Raw genomic sequence first — 15,364 nt, 5'->3', positions numbered from 1 at the left:
GTGTCGCGACCGGGTACCTACGCCAAGGGCATCGCCAGGCGCGCCGAGATCCTGCAGGTCGCGCTCGACCTCTTCGAGCGCGAGGGGATGGCGGGTACGTCGCTCCGGAAGATCGCCAAGGAGAGCGGCATCAGCCTGGCCGGGTTGATGCACTACTTTCCCTCGCGAGACGTCCTGCTCACCGAGGTGCTCCGCGATGTCGACGACCGAGCCGAAGCGGCCTACGCCGAGTTCGGTGCGTCCATCGACATCGGGGACTACCTGGCGAAGGTGATGGACGTGAACGCGGCCGAGCCGGCCCGGGTGAAGCTGTACGTCTCGATGGTGGTCGCGGCCACGACGCCCGGGCATCCGGCAGCTGAGTACTTCCGGGACCGGTTCGTCAGGCTCCGAGAGGTCATCGCGTTGATGGTCGCCGAGCAACGGACCGAACCCGGGGCCGGAGCGCACCTGGATCCCGACTTCATCGCGACGTCCATCGTCGCCGCGGCCGACGGCATCCAGAACCAGTGGCTCCACGACCGCAGCATCGACATGGGTGCGCACATCCGCCGGACCTGGACCCTGTTGACGCAGCCGTAGGGCACATCGCCGCCTCGGTGACCAGAGCCCGCGAGGTCTGGTTGTCCACAGGTCTCCCGGACTCCCTCTGGCCACGGGGACTCGGCTGGCCTTAACGTTCTGCCAGCCACGTCATCTCATCTCGGGGAGCCGCCATGGCCCTGCTTCAGCCACCGGTCGTGTCGGCACCAGCGTCCGACGACGTGGTCGCGCGCCTCGACGAGGAGCTGCGTGCCGTCGTACGACGCGACGGGATCGACCCGCAGCGCGAGATCGCCGCCGTACGACGCCATGCCACCGACCTGGTGCGTGTCCACGACGAGCTCAGCCTGACCGGGGTGGTGGCGCCGGTCGCGCACCCCGAGGCACTGGTCGCTGAGCTCGTCGCCCGGGTCGCAGGCTTCGGCCCGCTGCAGCCCCTCCTCGATGACCCGACCGTCGAGGAGGTGTGGATCAACAGCCCCGACCGGGTCTTCGTGGCCCGGCACGGGCGCCACGAGCTGACCAACCTGGTGCTGACCGAGGCTCAGGTGACCGACCTGGTCGAGCGGATGCTGAAGTCGACCGGCCGCCGGATCGACCTCAGTCGCCCGTTCGTGGATGCCATGCTCCCCGCCGGGCACCGGCTGCACGTGGTGCTCCAGGGCATCTCACGGGGTTTCTCGGCAGTCAACATCCGGAAATTTGTCGTGCGTGCCAGTCGTCTCTCGGATCTGGTCGAGCTCGGGACGCTGACGCCCGCTTCCGCTCGGTTCCTGGAGGCGTCGGTGCGCGCGGGTCTGAACATCCTCGTCGTCGGGGGAACACAGGCCGGGAAGACCACGATGCTCAACTGCCTCGCGGCAGCCATCCCCGGTGGGGAGCGGGTGATCTCGGCCGAGGAAGTCTTCGAGATCCGCTTCCCGCACCCGGACTGGGTGGCGATGCAGACGCGCCAGGAGGGTCTCGAGGGCACCGGTGAGATCCGGCTCCGCGAGCTGGTCAAGGAGTCCCTGCGGATGCGGCCGAGCCGGCTGATCGTGGGAGAGGTGCGGGCCGAGGAGTGCCTCGACCTCCTGCTCGCGCTCAACGCAGGGCTGCCCGGGATGTGCACCTTGCACGCCAACAGTGCGCGCGAGGCGCTGACCAAGGCGTGCACCCTGCCGCTGTTGGCGGGCGAGAACATCTCCGCGCGCTTCGTCGTCCCGACGGTGGCGGCGTCCATCGACCTCGTCGTCCATCTCGCCCTCGACCCCCGCGGCGCCCGGCAGGTGCGGGAGATCGTCGCGGTTCCGGGCCGGATGGAGGGCGACGTCATCGAGACCGAGTCGGTCTTCGAGTGGCGCGACGGTCAGTTGCGACGCGGGATCGGCCTGCCGCCGAGACTGGAACAGTTCGAGCGGATCGGCATCGATGTCGCCCGGCTGCTCCACGAGGCGGGGTGAGCAGCCATGGGCGCACTGGTCGGCCTGGGCTTCGGGCTCGGCTGTCTGCTGATCTGGACGGCCTTCCGGCCGAAGGAGACCCGTCCGGCGCCGGTGCGGACGTCGAGCCGGACCGAGCGGTTGCTTGCCGAGGCGGGACTGCGCGAGGTCGCGCCGCGCTCGCTGATCGCGCTCTGCCTGGCTGCTGGCGTGGCTGGGACGGTGGTCGTCCTGGGCATCACCCGGACCCTGCCGATCGCTGTCGTGCTGGGTGTGCTCGCGGGTTACCTGCCGGTCGCTGTGGTCGCCGGGCGCGCTCGACGACGGCAGTGCGAGTTCGCCGAGGTGTGGCCCGAGGCCGTGGACGACCTGGCTTCCGCCGTACGAGCGGGGATGTCGTTGCCCGACGCCGTGGCCGCGCTCGCCATCCGCGGTCCGGAACCGCTGCGTGCGGCCTTCCATGCGTTCGCGCTGGACTACCAGGTGTCGGGCCGCTTCGGTGACTGCCTCGACCGGCTCAAGGAACGCCTTGCGGATCCGGTGGGTGATCGTGTCGTCGAGGGCCTGCGCATCGCCCGCGAGGTCGGCGGCGGCGAGCTGGGGCGGTTGCTGCGCAGCCTGTCGGGGTTCCTCCGCGACGACCTCCGCACCCGCTCGGAGCTCGAGGCCCGTCAGGCCTGGGCCGTCAACGGCGCTCGCGTCGCGGTCGCGGCGCCGTGGGTGGTCCTGCTGGTGATGTCGACCCAGCGCACCGTGATCGAGCGCTACCAGTCCTCGGCCGGCGCCGTCGTCCTCGTGGTCGGCGCCTGCCTGTGCGTCATCGCGTACCGGCTGATGATGCGGATGGGTCGCCTCCCCACCGAACGGCGGATTCTCCAGTGAATCCAGCTGTGTGGGGCGGCCTCCTCGGCCTCGGTACGACGACGGGGCTGGCTCTCGTTGCCGCCCGGCTCGCCGCCATGCGCCGGCCCCGTCTGGAGAGCCGGGTGCTGCCCTACGTGCGGGACCTCGCGTCCGCGGATCGACCGGTCGCGCCCGTCGAGCCGAGCAACGCGGTCGCCGCGGTCTTCGGCCCGTTGCTGCGCAGTTCGGCCGAGGCCGTCGAACGAGTCGTCGGCGGCACGCCGTCCGTACGGCGCCGCCTGGCTCGGGCAGGGCTCGAGATCAGCGTGCACGACTTCCGGGTCCAGCAGGTGTTGTGGGGGCTGGCCGGGTTCGGCATCGCAGCCGTCTACGGCATCCTGCGGACCTGGACCCGGCCGACGAACCCGTTGCCGCTGCTGTTGCTGTGCGTCGGCGCCTTCGTGATCGGCGTGCTGCTGCGCGACAACCGGTTGAGCACCCAGGTCAAGCAGCGCGAGGTCGCGATGGTCGCGGAGTTCCCGACGATCGCCGAGCTCCTGGCCCTGGCGGTGGCGGCTGGCGAAGGCCCGGTCGCTGCGCTCGCTCGCGTCGTACGACGCAGTGGTGGCGAGCTGTCGCGTGAGCTCGGTGAGGTGCTGGCCCACATCCGCACGGGCGAGCCGGTTGCGGACGCCTTCGACCGGCTCGCTGGCACGACCGGCGTGAGCGTCGTGGCGCGGTTCGCCCACGGCATTGCCGTGGCTGTGGAGCGGGGCACGCCACTGGCCGACGTGCTCCACGCCCAGGCCGCCGATGTCCGTGAAGCCGGGCGCCGCGCGCTCATCGAGCAGGCCTCCCGGAAAGAGATCTTCATGATGGTCCCGGTGGTCTTCCTGGTCCTGCCCGTGACCGTCCTGTTCGCCTTCTGGCCCGGCTTCATCGGACTGTCCCTGTCGTACTGATCCGCGTTGCACTCTCGGAAGGAACCACCGTGCACACCTCCACCGTTCTCCATTTCCTGCGTCGTCGCTGGCACCAGCGCGACGAACGCGGTGACGTCCCCGGCTGGGTCCTCGTCACGGTCATGACGATCTCGATCGGTGTCGCGCTGTGGAGCCTGGCCCAGCCACAGCTGGTCGGCATCCTCCAGTCAGCGCTCAACTCCGTGAAGTGACGATGTCCGCGCGACGCCGCCGGGACCAGCGAGGGTCGGCGCTCGTCGACTTCACGCTCGTCCTGGTGGTGCTGCTGCCGATCGTGCTCGGGCTGATCCAGGTCGCCCTCGTGCTGCACGTCCGCGCGACGCTTGCGGCCGCCGCCTCGGAGGGCGCCCGGTTGGCGGCCACGGCGGATCGTGGTCCGGCAGACGGGGTCGCACGCACCCGCGCACAGATCGACGACGCCCTGGCGGGCTCGTTCGCCCGGGACGTCGAGGTTCGCCAGGTGCTCGTCGACGGCGCTCCGGGCATCGAGATCACCGTGCACGCGGAGGTTCCGGCGCTCGGGCTCGGCGGTCCGGCGGTGGAGTTCTCGGTGTCCGGCCGGGCGGTCGAGGAGAGCCCGCGATGACGTCGTTGCTGAGGAGCCGCCTGACGAGCGTGCGCCTCGACCAGCGGGGGAGCGGCCTGGTCGAGATCGTGTGGATGAGCATCATCCTGCTGCTCCCGTTGCTCTGGATCGTGCTGTCCGTGTTCGAGGTCCAGCGCGGCTCCTTCGGCGTGAGTGGTGCGGCCCGGGCGGCGGCCCGTGCCTACGCCCTGGCGCCCAACGACGTGGCCGGGGAGAAGCGCGCTGTCGCTGTCGCGCGGCAGGCGCTGGCCGACCAAGGGCTGCGCGAGGTCCCGGTCCGTGTCTCGGTCACCTGTTCGCCGTACCCGAAGAACTGCCACAGCGGCACCTCCGTGATCACCGTGCGGATCGAGTCGGCGGTGACCCTGCCGCTGCTCCCCGACGTCCTCGGCAGTGGCGCACCGACCTTCCGGCTGAGCGCGGAGCACACCGTGCCGATCGGGCAGTACCAGGAGATCGAGGAGCAGAGCCGGTGAACCGGATCCATGACCAGCGCGGGAGCTCGACGCCGTTGATCCTCGCCTTCACCGCGATCGTCCTGCTGCTGGTGGCGGTCGTGGTGGACGCGAGCGCCGCATACCTCGCCCGGCAGCGCCTCGACGCGCTCGCGGACGGCGCCGCGTTGCAGGGTGCCGACGGCGGAGCCCAGGGTTCCGATGCGTACGACGACGGGCTGGCCGCCGGTGACCTGACCATCGCGCGCCGGGAGGCCGAGCAGGCCGTGCGGGCCTACCTGCGTGACGTCGGTGCGGCCTCGGACCATCCGGGGATCCGCGCCGTGGTGCGGGTCCAGGACGACAGGATCGTCGTCGAGCTCGAGGCGCCGATCGACCTGCCCCTCGGCCTGCCCGGGGCACCCGAGAACCCGACGATCAGGTCCATCGGCTCGGCAGTGGTCGATCCGGAGGAGTGATCACGTCCGGGACGTCATGCGAACTGGCTGCTCGAACGACCGGAACGTATGACGTCCGGCAGCCCTGGGGCGAGACGCCTCCCGCTGTGCCGCCGCGAGCCGTCAGACTGTTCCCGCCTGCCGACCAGAGGAGTTCCTGTGCGCGCCACCGCCACCACCATCGTGAAGAAGCCCGTCGACCACGTCTGGTCGGTGCTCGCCGACCACGAGGGCATGGCCAACTGGGGGCCCGGCATCAAGGTCACCCTCGACAAGCAGGGCTCGCCGACCCCCGGCGGCGTGGGCGCCGTACGACGCATCGACGCGCCCGGCCCGATGCCGGCCATCGTCGAGGAGGTCACCGTCTTCGAGCCCGGCTCCCGGCTCGGCTACAAGGCCGTGAGCGGCGTTCCGTTCAAGAACTACCACGGTGACGTCGTGCTGACCCCGGTCGCCGACGGCACGAAGATCGACTACTCCGTGTCGCTCGACCTGCCGCTGGTCGGTGTCCTGCCGGCGACGGCCATCGCACAGACCCTGATGCGCCTGCTCGCCCGCGCCGCCCGCGGCTGATCGGCTCACACGACGCACGTCGTACCACGACGAACGGCTGCCCCCGGAGGTCCGGGAGCAGCCGTTCGTTCGTCTCGAGGGTCAGGAACCGTCGCGCATCGACCAGAGGCCGCCGGGGAACCCGCTGGTGTACTGCGTCCCGTCCGGTCCGATCGCGATGGCGGCGTAGTGGTTGTTCCAGCGGGGACCCGTTCCCGCGAGCACGCTGAAGGCGGTCTCGCCGGTGCGGTAGTCGACGGCGGTCCAGTACCAGCCCTGGACGCCGTTCTCATCGACCTTGCGGGTGTAGGTGTAGATCAGTCCGGTCGCCAGTGACATCTTGGAGATGACGCTCGGGATGACCTGGTCGTTCGCCCAGACCACGTGGCAGCCCTTCTTGTCGGCGTCGATGTCGATGCGCATCTGGCCGGGCTTGCTCCGCACCGCGCCGGTCTGGAAACCCATCACGTCGTAGCCGTGGTTGTTCTCGACGATGAGCGAGTTGCCGACGCCGATCAGGGAGTTCTCGTTGGCGCTGGCGCCCTTGCCGAAGACCGGCACCTCGCACACGACCTGGTCCTTGGACTTCTTGGTGCGATAGACGACGACGTTCAGCGGGTCGGCGTTGTCGGTGATCGCGACGAAGCCGCCCGGGAGGACCGTCGGCGTGGTGCCGGAGCCGTCATCGAACTGGCTGGGCTTCACGTCACCCGCGTTCTGGTAGGTCTCCGACCACTGCACGACGGGACGGCCGTCCTCGTCCGCCTCGAGGGCGAGCATGCGGCGGTTGGTCGCCACGTAGGCGCGCTTCTTGTCGATCGCGAAGGAGTTCTGGATCGAGTTCTCGAGGCCGTCACCGAGCTGCAGGGTCTGCACGACCCCGGTCTCCGGGTTCAGGGTGCCGACCACGCCGTCGTACCGGGTGACGAACCAGATCAGGCCGTCCCAGTCGGGGAGCGCGGAGACCAGGCGCTGCTTGGGGGAGTCCCCGGCGGGGTACGCCGTGTTCAGGTGCGCCGCGACGTCGAAGTCGGTCTCGAGAGCGAAGCCGTCCTCCTCGATCGTGAACCGCAGGACGTGGTTGTTCGGGGCGACGTTGACGACGCGATTCTCGTTGTCGATGTAGAAGTAGACGCCACCGGACGTGTCCTTCAGCGTCGGGATGCCGTTCAGTGGTGCCGGGCGGTTCGGCAGGTTGACGGAAGCGATCTCGTCGAGGGTGACCGGGTCGAACATCTTCAGCTTCGGGCCGGGCTCGGTGGGCGTGCTGCAGATGCTGATCACGCGGCCGTCACGGTCGAAGGTCGGCGAGATGCAGTCGCCGGTGAAGCCGCCGTTGGACGTGAGTACGGGGTCCTTGCCGAGGGGGCCGGGGCCTTCGTAGACGTCGCTCTGCCAGCTGTCGTTGTGGGTCGACGACGCGCCATTGGGTGCCATGTACGGGTTCTGCGGGATGGTCGGGATCCCGGTGACGGGCTGCGCGGTGGCCGGGCTGCCGACGTACGACGGCAGCGTGCTGGTGGGGCCGTTCGGGATCGGTACGTCCGCGAAGGCGGCGCCGGCGATGCTGGCCACGACGGCGGCGGCCGTGGCGGCCAGTGCGAGGGGGGACGTTCTGCGCATGGGATTCCTCTTCTGGGCGGGACCGCTCGGAACTCGGGAGCCGGATCGAGCGGCCGGCGGTCCTGTGACCGCGGCCACACCAGAATCGGGTCTGCGTCACCATGCGTCCAATGCATCATTTTTGGAGAAGCAATGAGGATTGCGCATTACCGCGGGGTCAGTCGGTGCGCGTCGCGTCCTCCGCCAGCAACAGGTCGAGGAACGAGCGCGCCGCCGGCGAGAGGGAGCGCCCGCTGAGCCAGGCAGCGCCGTAGCGGCCGGGCAGGCTCTTCCCGACGTGCGGCAGGATCACCAGTCGGCCCGTCGCCAGCTCCTCCTCGAGCATGAACCGCCCCATCATCGTGACGGCGTCCGACCGGGTGAGGATGCGCTTGAGTGCCTCCGAGCTGTCGCAGGTGATGGTCAACAGGCCACCGTGCGGAGTCGGATGATCGTCGGGTAGCTGCTCGCGCAGCCAGGCCAGGACGTCGACAGGCAGGTTCGGGCCCGCCAACGGATGGCTCAGCACATCGGCGAGGGTCGGCTCCTGCAGCTCGGTGAGGGGGTGGCCGGCGCGACACACCCAGTGCTGCCGATGAGGTCGGAGCGCGAGCACCTCGAAGCCGGCCAGCGACTCCACGTCACTCAGGTCGCCGACCACCAGGTCGACCTCGCGCTGCCGGAGTCGTTCGGGCAGCTCCTGCCACGGCCCGATGACGACCTCGATCCGCAGACGCGGGTGCGCGACGTTCAGCGCACCGACGACGCTGCTCACCAGGACGGCTCCCGCGAACGGTCCGGCGGCGACCCTGAGATCGCCGATCTCGACGCCCTGAGCCAGCTCGATGTCGCGCTGCAGGTCGCGGGCGGCCAGCTCCATCGCTGCTGCGTGCCGCAGCACGACCTCGCCGAGCATCGTCGGCATCACCTCGCGCGGGCCACGGTCGAACAGTCGAGCCCCGACCCTGGCCTCGAGCACCTGGATGCTCCGGGTCAGCGCCGACTGGGTGATGTAGAGGCTCTCCGCGGCGCGCGCGAAGTTGCGGTGCTCGGCGAGCGCAACGGCGTGGCGCAGCTGGCGGAGCTCGAGCTGGACCGGGAGGGCGTTCACGTCCCCGAGTCAAACGCATCGACCCGATCGATGCAGCCCGATCGATGCAGGAAGGCCGACGATGACCGCGGGTTCGCGCCGTCGTACGCGGGGGCCGTAACCTTGCTCCTTGTGGCAGGCACCGATTACGACTCCGAGATCAAGCAGCTGACGGCAACGATGCGCACCATCGAGCAGGTGCTCGACATCGACCAGATGCAGCGCGACATCGCCGACCTCGGTGAGCAGGTGGCGGCGCCGGACCTGTGGGACGACCAGGCCAACGCCACCCGCGTCACGGGCAAGCTCTCGGGCCTCCAGGGCCAGGTGGACCGGTTCCGTGCCCTGCACGACCGGATCGATGACCTCGCCGTGCTCGCCGAGCTCGCCGCCGAGGAGGCCGACGCCGAGACCCTGGCCGAGGCCGACGCCGAGCTGGAGAAGGTCAAGAAGGCGGTCGAGGGCCTCGAGGTCCGCACGCTTCTCAACGGTGAGTACGACGCCCGCGAGGCCCTCGTCAGCCTCCGGGCCGGCGCCGGCGGGGTCGACGCAGCCGACTTCACCGAGACCCTGATGCGGATGTACATGCGGTGGGCCGAGCAGCACGGCTACCCGGTCGAGGTCTACGAGACCTCCTACGCCGAGGAGGCGGGCCTCAAGTCCGCCACGTTCGCCATCCACGCTCCTTACGCCTACGGCACGCTGTCCGTCGAGGCCGGCACCCACCGTCTCGTCCGGATCAGCCCGTTCGACAACCAGGGCCGCCGCCAGACGTCCTTCGCGGCCGTCGAGGTCGTCCCGGTGCTCGAGCAGACCGACGAGATCGACGTCCCCGACGAGGAGATCCGCGTCGACGTCTACCGCTCGGGCGGGCCCGGCGGTCAGTCGGTCAACACCACCGACTCCGCGGTCCGCCTCACGCACATCCCGACCGGCACGGTCGTCAGCTGCCAGAACGAGAAGAGCCAGCTGCAGAACAAGGCCAGCGCGATGGTGGTGCTCAAGGCCAAGCTGCTCGCCCTGAAGAAGGCCGAGGAGAAGGCGCACCTCGACGGGCTGCGTGGCGACGTGCAGGCGAGCTGGGGCGACCAGATGCGCAACTACGTGCTGAACCCGTACCAGATCGTCAAGGACCTGCGCACCGGCTTCGAGAGCGGCAACCCGTCCTCGGTGTTCGACGGAGACCTCGACGGGTTCCTGGAGGCCGGCATCCGCTGGCGTCGTGGCGGAGAGAACGCCGAAGCCAACTGATCAGCGCGAACTGATCAGCACGGGCGGACCGCAGCCGAGCGGTTGCTCAGCGCACCCCACCCGATCCGGTTGCGAGCCTTCACCCGGACCACCCAGCGCCCGGTGGGCAGCCGCATCTCGATGCGCCGCGTCCCGGCGCTCTGGACCGTCGACGTCACCTTCGCGAGCACGCGGCCCGATGAGCTCAGTCGGTAGGCCGCCACGACGTACCCGGTGATGGGTGCGCCTCCGGTGCGCGTCGGCGCCGTCCACCGCACCCCGATGGTCAGCCGTCCGCCAGGTGCGCCGGCACCGACCCGCGGTGCGGCCGTCGTCCCCGGCCGCGTCACCGTCGGTACGACGACCGGCGGGTCGTTGACGACCGGGTCGTCGGTCGGCGGGTCGGTCGGCGGGTCGGTGAGCGAGCTCGAACAGCCGGTCACGGAGAGTCGGTAGGTCCCCAGGCTGCCGTAGTCGTCGTACCCACCACTGGACCATCCGGACGTGCCGCCCGCCCCGGACCCCACACCGGAGACCGCGACGTAGAAGGGACCGCCGGTCAGGGGCAGTGAGACCGAGGCGCCCAGGCCGGTGACCCCGGCGGTGGTGCGGGCCGTGGCGGGCGCTGCGGACGCGAGCACGGCGCCGGCTGCGTTGCGGACCTCGAGCAGCACGTCGAGGTTGGGCCCGACCGCCGCGGGGTCGGCGCGCGCGGTGACCGTGCCCGCGCAGTGGTCGATGCCGATCCAGTCGCTGTCGCTGCGGGTGGTGATCACACCGCCGCCTCCCGGGAGCTCGGCCAGGGGGAGCGCGGTGCTCGGCGTGCTCCCGGCCTCGTCGGGACGCAGGGTGATGCCGTTGGTGCCGGCGACCGCGACGTCGTCCTCGTGGTTGCTCGCCGCGGTGTAGTCGCCCTGCGACCACTGGGTGACGCCGGAGGAGTACGGACTGCCCATCAGCGGGCCCCACAGCGTGCCGCCGCCGTAGTAGGGGCTCGTCGTCGTGCCGTCGTGGGCGAGGCCGAGGTTGTGCCCGACCTCGTGGGAGGCGGCCTCGGCCATGCTCTTGGCCCGGTTGCCCAGCGAGGACGGGAAGATCCACGCGGGGCTGCGGGTCTCGCCCTGGGTGACGGCGTCGAACGTCCCGATCCAGCCGAGCCCGCCGCACCCGCCGCAGAGGGCGCTCTGCACGGCGCTGCCCGAGGTGAATGCGACACGTGAGCCGTAGACCGTGTCGCTGGTCCCGCTGCGCCACAGGCCACCGGCGGCCGGTTCCTGGGTCGTGACGTCGACGTCGAAGGGGGCGTAGTCCTCGGCCACCCGCGCCCACACCTCCTGGACCAGGGTGCGCTCGGCGTCGGAGAAGGCCGACGAGCCGTCCAGGCTCCAGCCCGGGAAGAGCAGGGTGGTGAGCCCGTTCAGGAGCCACGAGTTGGTGGAGAGCAGGTTCCCGCCGTCGAAGTCGAGGTAGACGGAGCGCGCGGCGCCCGGCCGGCTGTGCAGGGTGAACGTCTCCGCCAGCGTGTACGACGCCGTCGGCTCGGCCGCGGCCAGGGCGGTGCCGTCCGTGGTGACCCGGCTCGCCGTCACCGCAGGCGGGGCGCCCCACTCGTCGCGGATGAAGGTTCCTCCGTCCGGGCTGGTCACGAGAGCGGGGTCGTCGACCACCTCGATCGGCTCGGTCCCACCGGTTGCCCCGGGCGGGTCGGTGTCCTCCGCGGCCGCGGGCAGCGCGACACCGGTGCCGGCGAGGGCGAGCCCGGCGAGCAGGAGCGCGAGCGTGCGCAGGACCTGAGCCATGTGCGTCCGGATCGGCCCGGCTGGGGCCCACCTGAGGCGTGGGTCACTCGGCCGGGACGAAGTCCCGGAGGGTCCAGCTGTTCGTCAGGTCAGGACGCCATGAAGGAAGAAGCCTGCGCGACGGCCACGCACCACCGGCCGGCGCGGGTGACCAGGTCGGCCTCGGTGACCCCGACCGGGAGGGTGAGGCTGCACGCGAGCCAGGCGTCGCCGAACAGGCCACGGAAGGACGCCGTACGGGTGTCGCCGTCGGTGCACACGACTGCCACCGAGGGGGTGCCGTAGGCGGGGGCGCCGGGTTGCGCGACGCACACACTGGTCGTCGCGGCGCTGATCAGGCCGGACGCACGCTCGGCGCTGACCGGGGGAGCGAAGACCCAGCCGCGTGCCTCCCGTCCGACGGCATCCGCCGAGGCGAACAGGCAGCCGTACTCATGGGCCACGTCGCTGCCGGGGAGCGCCGCGGACTCCTCGCCGTTGCCGTACGACGTCAGCTCGCCCGCGGTGCCGAGCGCTGCCTTGACCGCTTCGGGCGGCACCAGATCGCAGAACGGCGTCCGCTGGACGACTGCTGCGCCGGCGTCGAAGTCGGCGAGGTCGGTGCCTTCGTAGGAGGGCGGCGGACGCTCGGTCGTGGTGTCGTCGGAGACGGCCACTCCGATGCCGACCGGCACCAGGGTGAGGAGCGCCGAGAGAAGCAGCGCGCGCAGTACCGTCGACACGCCCGTCAGACTAGTGGGCACTGCCTCGGCTTGCCCGTCGCGTACCGTCATGTCAGTGATTCGCTTCGAAAAGGTCACCAAGCGCTACGCCGGCCCCGGCAAGCCTGCGCTGGACCAGGTCAGCATTGACATCGACAAGGGCGAGTTCGTCTACCTCGTCGGCACCTCCGGTTCGGGCAAGTCGACCGCGCTGCGGCTGGTCCTGCGCGAGCTGCGACCGACCACGGGTCGCGTCCACGTCGCCGGCAAGGAGATCAACCGGATGGCCGGTTGGAAGGTGCCGCGACTGCGCCGCCAGATCGGCACGGTCTTCCAGGACTTCCGGCTGCTCCCCAACAAGACGGTCTCCGAGAACGTCGCGTTCGCCCAGCAGGTGATCGGCAAGTCCCAGCGCGAGATCAACAAGGTCGTGCCGGAGACCCTCGAGCTGGTCGGTCTCAAGGACAAGGGCGACCGGATGCCCGACGAGCTCTCGGGCGGTGAGCAGCAGCGCGTGGCGATTGCCCGCGCGTTCGTGAACCGGCCGATGATCCTGATCGCCGACGAGCCCACCGGAAACCTCGACCCCCAGACTTCTGTCGGGATCATGAACCTGCTCGGCGACATCAACCAGACCGGTACGACGGTGGTCATGGCCACCCACGACCACGGCATCGTCGACCAGTTCACCAAACGAGTCATCGAGCTCGAGCACGGAAAGGTCATCCGCGACGAGGCGGCCGGTAGCTACGGCTTCCAGCACTGAGTCAAGGAGCACACACCCCTCATGCAGCTGCGCTATGTCTTCACCGAGCTCCGTACCGGCCTGCGGCGCAATCTCTCGATGCACCTGGCCGTCATCCTGACCCTCTTCGTCTCGCTGTCCCTCGCGGGCGTCGGCATCCTCATCCAGCGTGAGGCCGACCTCGCCAACAAGTCCCTGGGCAACGAGCTGAAGATCCTGGTCAACCTCTGCATCGACGACGACCCCTCGAACAACCCGAACTGTGCCGGTGGTGAGGTCACCGCCGAGCAGCAGCAACGGATCGAGACGGAGGTCAAGGCCAACGACGAGGTCGCGTCCTTCCGGTTCGTGTCGAAGGAGGAGGGGTTCGAGAACGCCAAGGAGTCCGGTGCGATCCCCGAGACCGCCTACACCGGGCCGAACCCGGTCGTGACGGTCGAGAGCTGGCCCGCCGGCTACTGGGTGACCCTGAAGAACCCCGAGCAGGCCGACGGCATCATCAGTGCCCTCGAGGGCCTCGACGGCGTCTCGGTCATCAAGGACGAGCGTGCGGCGCTCGGCCAGATCTTCGGGATCATGAAGGTCCTCAAGTACGGCTCGTGGATCGGCTCCGGCTTCCTGCTGCTCGCCGCGCTGCTCCAGGTCACCAACACGATCCGGCTCGCTGCGCTCGCGCGGCGGCGCGAGATCGGCATCATGCGGCTGGTCGGCGCCTCGACGCTGTACATCGCCTTCCCGTTCCTGCTCGAGGCACTGGTGACCGCCATCGTCGGCGTCGGCCTCGCTGCGGGGGCGCTCGCAGCGTTCCAGTACTGGGGGATCGAGAAGGGCCTGGCCGAGCACGTCCAGTTCCTGCCCTGGGTCGACTGGGGTGACTACGGCGAGTCCCTGTACGGATGGTTCCCGCTCGGCATCGTCTTCCTCGGCCCGGCGCTCACGCTGATCCCGACACTCCTGTTGACCCGGAAATACGTAAAAGTCTGAGTCAGGGCGGTTACGGTCGACGAGTTCGCGAGCGTCAGCGAGCGGACCGAACAAAACAAACTTCCCCGAACGAAATGGTTCACCTGTGCGCTCCTTCCCCAGCGCCCCAGGGTTTCGCCGTGTGACCGATCGGCTTCCCACATGGGCCCATCCCCAGTGGCTGGTGACGGCACTCGCCGTCGTCGTGGCCCTCGCCGGCCTCGCCGTACCGATCGCCCATGCCGACGACCGGGACGACCTCGAGGACAAGCAGGACCAGGTCCGGGGCCAGATCTCCGACGTCAAGGGCGACATCCACGAGGCCAGCCAGAAGGTCGCGAAGATCGCCCGGGAGCTGAAGGCGGCCAAGAAGCAGCTCAGCGCGGCGCAGTCACGGCTGAGTGCCGTCCGCACCGACCTGACGGCGGCTCGCGCCGCCGCCGCCGAGCTGGCCAACAAGCTGGTGCTCGCGGAGGAGACGCTCAGGCTGGCCAAGATCGATCTCCAGCAGGCGCGCGCCGAGGTGGCTGTCCAGCGGCTCGCCAGCCGTGACGCCATCATCGTGATGGGCACCGGCGACGACGCCCGGATGGCGCTGCTGAACTCCTACATGAACAGCGGCTCCATCGAGGACGTGCTGGTCAGCCAGACGGCGTACGACCTGGTCACGGGCCGGCAGAACCAGGCCCTGGTCGCCCTCGAGGCGGCCGAGGCCGCGATGGAACAACGCAAGATCGAGGTCGCCGCAGCGCGCAACGCGGTGGCCAGCGCGAAGAAGTCGGCCGACGAGAACGTCGCCACCATCGCGGTCCTGGTCCAGCAGGCCGAGACGACGCAGTCGCAGGTGGCCGCCCTGGTGACCAAGACCAACGGCGCGCGCCAGGCCGTGATCCGGGCCCGTGCTGCCGACCAGGCCGCGCTGGCCCGCCTGAAGAAGCGCGAGCAGCGGATCAAGTCGGAGATCCTGAGGTTGTCGCAGAAGCAGGGCGGCAGCTACAGCGGTGACACGGGCGGGTTCCTCGCGAAGCCCGGCCCCGGGCCGGTCACCTCGCCGTACGGCTACCGGATCCACCCGATCTACGGGTACTACGGCCTGCACAACGGCATCGACTTCGGCACCGGGTGCGGTGCGCCGCTCGTGGCCGGTGAGTCCGGAACGGTGATCAACCGCTACTACGACGAGGTCTACGGAAACCGTCTCTACATCGCCATCGGCCGCGTCAACGGCGCGGCGATGACGCTGGTCTACAACCACATGACCAGCTACGCCGTCGGCAGGGGCGCCCGGGTCCGTCGCGGCCAGGTCGTCGGTTACTCCGGCTCCACGGGCTGGTCGACCGGTTGCCACCTGCACTTCACGGTGCTCCGCAACGGCGAGACCGTCGATCCTGCTCCGTACCTCTGATCAAACCGA

The 15,364-nt window shown here is 70.0% G+C and carries 17 protein-coding genes; 13 read left to right on the top strand and 4 right to left on the bottom strand.

Going from position 1 to position 15,364, the window contains the following annotated elements:
• From ASD84_RS06160 to ASD84_RS06120, 9 genes are all read left to right on the top strand, one after another.
• The gene (locus tag ASD84_RS06160) at positions 1 to 582 is read left to right on the top strand and encodes a TetR/AcrR family transcriptional regulator (protein ID WP_056707828.1); all 582 of its coding nucleotides are present in this window, start codon (positions 1 to 3) and stop codon (positions 580 to 582) included.
• Positions 583 to 716: 134 nt separating this feature from the next.
• Entirely contained in the window at positions 717 to 1,985 is a 1,269-nt protein-coding gene (locus ASD84_RS06155; RefSeq protein ID WP_056707823.1) for a CpaF family protein, read from the top strand.
• Between the two features lie 6 nt (positions 1,986 to 1,991).
• Complete coding sequence (locus ASD84_RS06150) at positions 1,992 to 2,846, top strand: type II secretion system F family protein (protein ID WP_056707820.1); 855 nt, start codon at positions 1,992 to 1,994, stop codon at positions 2,844 to 2,846.
• Entirely contained in the window at positions 2,843 to 3,769 is a 927-nt protein-coding gene (locus ASD84_RS06145) for a type II secretion system F family protein (protein WP_056707816.1), read from the top strand. Before ASD84_RS06150 ends, ASD84_RS06145 begins: the two co-directional genes overlap by 4 nt.
• 29 nt (positions 3,770 to 3,798) lie before the next feature.
• Positions 3,799 to 3,981: a hypothetical protein gene (locus tag ASD84_RS06140; protein WP_056707812.1), complete on the top strand. Its 183-nt coding sequence runs from the start codon at positions 3,799 to 3,801 to the stop codon at positions 3,979 to 3,981.
• A 2-nt stretch (positions 3,982 to 3,983) separates the two neighbouring features.
• Positions 3,984 to 4,376, top strand: coding sequence for a TadE/TadG family type IV pilus assembly protein (locus ASD84_RS06135; RefSeq protein WP_056707809.1), 393 nt, complete (start codon positions 3,984 to 3,986; stop codon positions 4,374 to 4,376).
• Entirely contained in the window at positions 4,373 to 4,852 is a 480-nt protein-coding gene (locus ASD84_RS06130) for a hypothetical protein (protein WP_056707806.1), read from the top strand. Before ASD84_RS06135 ends, ASD84_RS06130 begins: the two co-directional genes overlap by 4 nt.
• Entirely contained in the window at positions 4,849 to 5,289 is a 441-nt protein-coding gene (locus ASD84_RS06125) for a pilus assembly protein TadG-related protein (protein WP_056707802.1), read from the top strand. Before ASD84_RS06130 ends, ASD84_RS06125 begins: the two co-directional genes overlap by 4 nt.
• 138 nt (positions 5,290 to 5,427) lie before the next feature.
• On the top strand, positions 5,428 to 5,841 hold the full coding sequence (locus ASD84_RS06120) for an SRPBCC family protein (protein ID WP_056707799.1): 414 nt from the start codon (positions 5,428 to 5,430) through the stop codon (positions 5,839 to 5,841).
• An 81-nt stretch (positions 5,842 to 5,922) separates the two neighbouring features.
• Here the strand turns inward: ASD84_RS06120 and ASD84_RS06115 are convergent, their stop codons facing one another.
• Both ASD84_RS06115 and ASD84_RS06110 read right to left on the bottom strand, forming a co-directional pair.
• Positions 5,923 to 7,443 (bottom strand): hypothetical protein, encoded by a 1,521-nt coding sequence (locus ASD84_RS06115; RefSeq protein WP_056707797.1) that lies wholly within the window; start codon positions 7,441 to 7,443, stop codon positions 5,923 to 5,925.
• Positions 7,444 to 7,600: 157 nt separating this feature from the next.
• Positions 7,601 to 8,533, bottom strand: coding sequence for a LysR family transcriptional regulator (locus ASD84_RS06110; RefSeq protein ID WP_056707794.1), 933 nt, complete (start codon positions 8,531 to 8,533; stop codon positions 7,601 to 7,603).
• 111 nt (positions 8,534 to 8,644) lie between these two features.
• Here ASD84_RS06110 and prfB point away from each other — a divergent pair, with 111 nt between their 5' ends.
• Positions 8,645 to 9,763, top strand: a complete 1,119-nt coding sequence (gene prfB, locus ASD84_RS06105; RefSeq protein ID WP_056710729.1) for a peptide chain release factor 2 — start codon at positions 8,645 to 8,647, stop codon at positions 9,761 to 9,763.
• A gap of 14 nt (positions 9,764 to 9,777) precedes the next feature.
• Here prfB and ASD84_RS06100 read toward each other — a convergent pair whose 3' ends face one another.
• Both ASD84_RS06100 and ASD84_RS06095 read right to left on the bottom strand, forming a co-directional pair.
• The gene (locus ASD84_RS06100) at positions 9,778 to 11,541 is read right to left on the bottom strand and encodes a zinc-dependent metalloprotease family protein (protein ID WP_056707791.1); all 1,764 of its coding nucleotides are present in this window, start codon (positions 11,539 to 11,541) and stop codon (positions 9,778 to 9,780) included.
• Positions 11,542 to 11,630: 89 nt separating this feature from the next.
• The gene (locus ASD84_RS06095; RefSeq protein ID WP_056707788.1) at positions 11,631 to 12,263 is read right to left on the bottom strand and encodes a hypothetical protein; all 633 of its coding nucleotides are present in this window, start codon (positions 12,261 to 12,263) and stop codon (positions 11,631 to 11,633) included.
• Positions 12,264 to 12,318: 55 nt separating this feature from the next.
• On the opposite strand from ASD84_RS06095, the gene ftsE reads away from it, so the two are divergent.
• The 3 genes from ftsE to ASD84_RS06080 all read left to right on the top strand — a co-directional run bounded on the left by ftsE (position 12,319) and on the right by ASD84_RS06080 (position 15,355).
• Complete coding sequence (gene ftsE / locus ASD84_RS06090; protein WP_056707784.1) at positions 12,319 to 13,008, top strand: cell division ATP-binding protein FtsE; 690 nt, start codon at positions 12,319 to 12,321, stop codon at positions 13,006 to 13,008.
• Positions 13,009 to 13,029: 21 nt separating this feature from the next.
• Positions 13,030 to 13,971, top strand: a complete 942-nt coding sequence (ftsX, locus tag ASD84_RS06085) for a permease-like cell division protein FtsX (protein ID WP_056707782.1) — start codon at positions 13,030 to 13,032, stop codon at positions 13,969 to 13,971.
• Positions 13,972 to 14,092: 121 nt separating this feature from the next.
• A complete protein-coding gene (locus ASD84_RS06080; RefSeq protein ID WP_156391611.1) occupies positions 14,093 to 15,355 on the top strand; it encodes a M23 family metallopeptidase in 1,263 nt (420 codons plus the stop codon).
• Positions 15,356 to 15,364: the final 9 nt, after the last annotated feature.

The organism is Nocardioides sp. Root682 (assembly GCF_001427795.1).
Lineage (GTDB): Bacteria > Actinomycetota > Actinomycetes > Propionibacteriales > Nocardioidaceae > Nocardioides.
This window is presented reverse-complemented; position numbering and strand designations above follow the sequence as displayed.

What these genes read in the sequence shown, in the direction of transcription:
- ASD84_RS06155 (WP_056707823.1), top strand. Translation starts at nt 717, where the DNA reads ATGGCCCTGCTTCAGCCACCGGTCGTGTCGGCACCAGCGTCCGACGAC.
- ASD84_RS06150 (WP_056707820.1), top strand. Translation starts at nt 1,992, where the DNA reads ATGGGCGCACTGGTCGGCCTGGGCTTCGGGCTCGGCTGTCTGCTGATC.
- ASD84_RS06135 (WP_056707809.1), top strand. Translation starts at nt 3,984, where the DNA reads ATGTCCGCGCGACGCCGCCGGGACCAGCGAGGGTCGGCGCTCGTCGAC.
- ASD84_RS06130 (WP_056707806.1), top strand. Translation starts at nt 4,373, where the DNA reads ATGACGTCGTTGCTGAGGAGCCGCCTGACGAGCGTGCGCCTCGACCAG.
- ASD84_RS06115 (WP_056707797.1), bottom strand. Translation starts at nt 7,443, where the DNA reads ATGCGCAGAACGTCCCCCCTCGCACTGGCCGCCACGGCCGCCGCCGTC.
- ASD84_RS06100 (WP_056707791.1), bottom strand. Translation starts at nt 11,541, where the DNA reads ATGGCTCAGGTCCTGCGCACGCTCGCGCTCCTGCTCGCCGGGCTCGCC.
- ftsX (WP_056707782.1), top strand. Translation starts at nt 13,030, where the DNA reads ATGCAGCTGCGCTATGTCTTCACCGAGCTCCGTACCGGCCTGCGGCGC.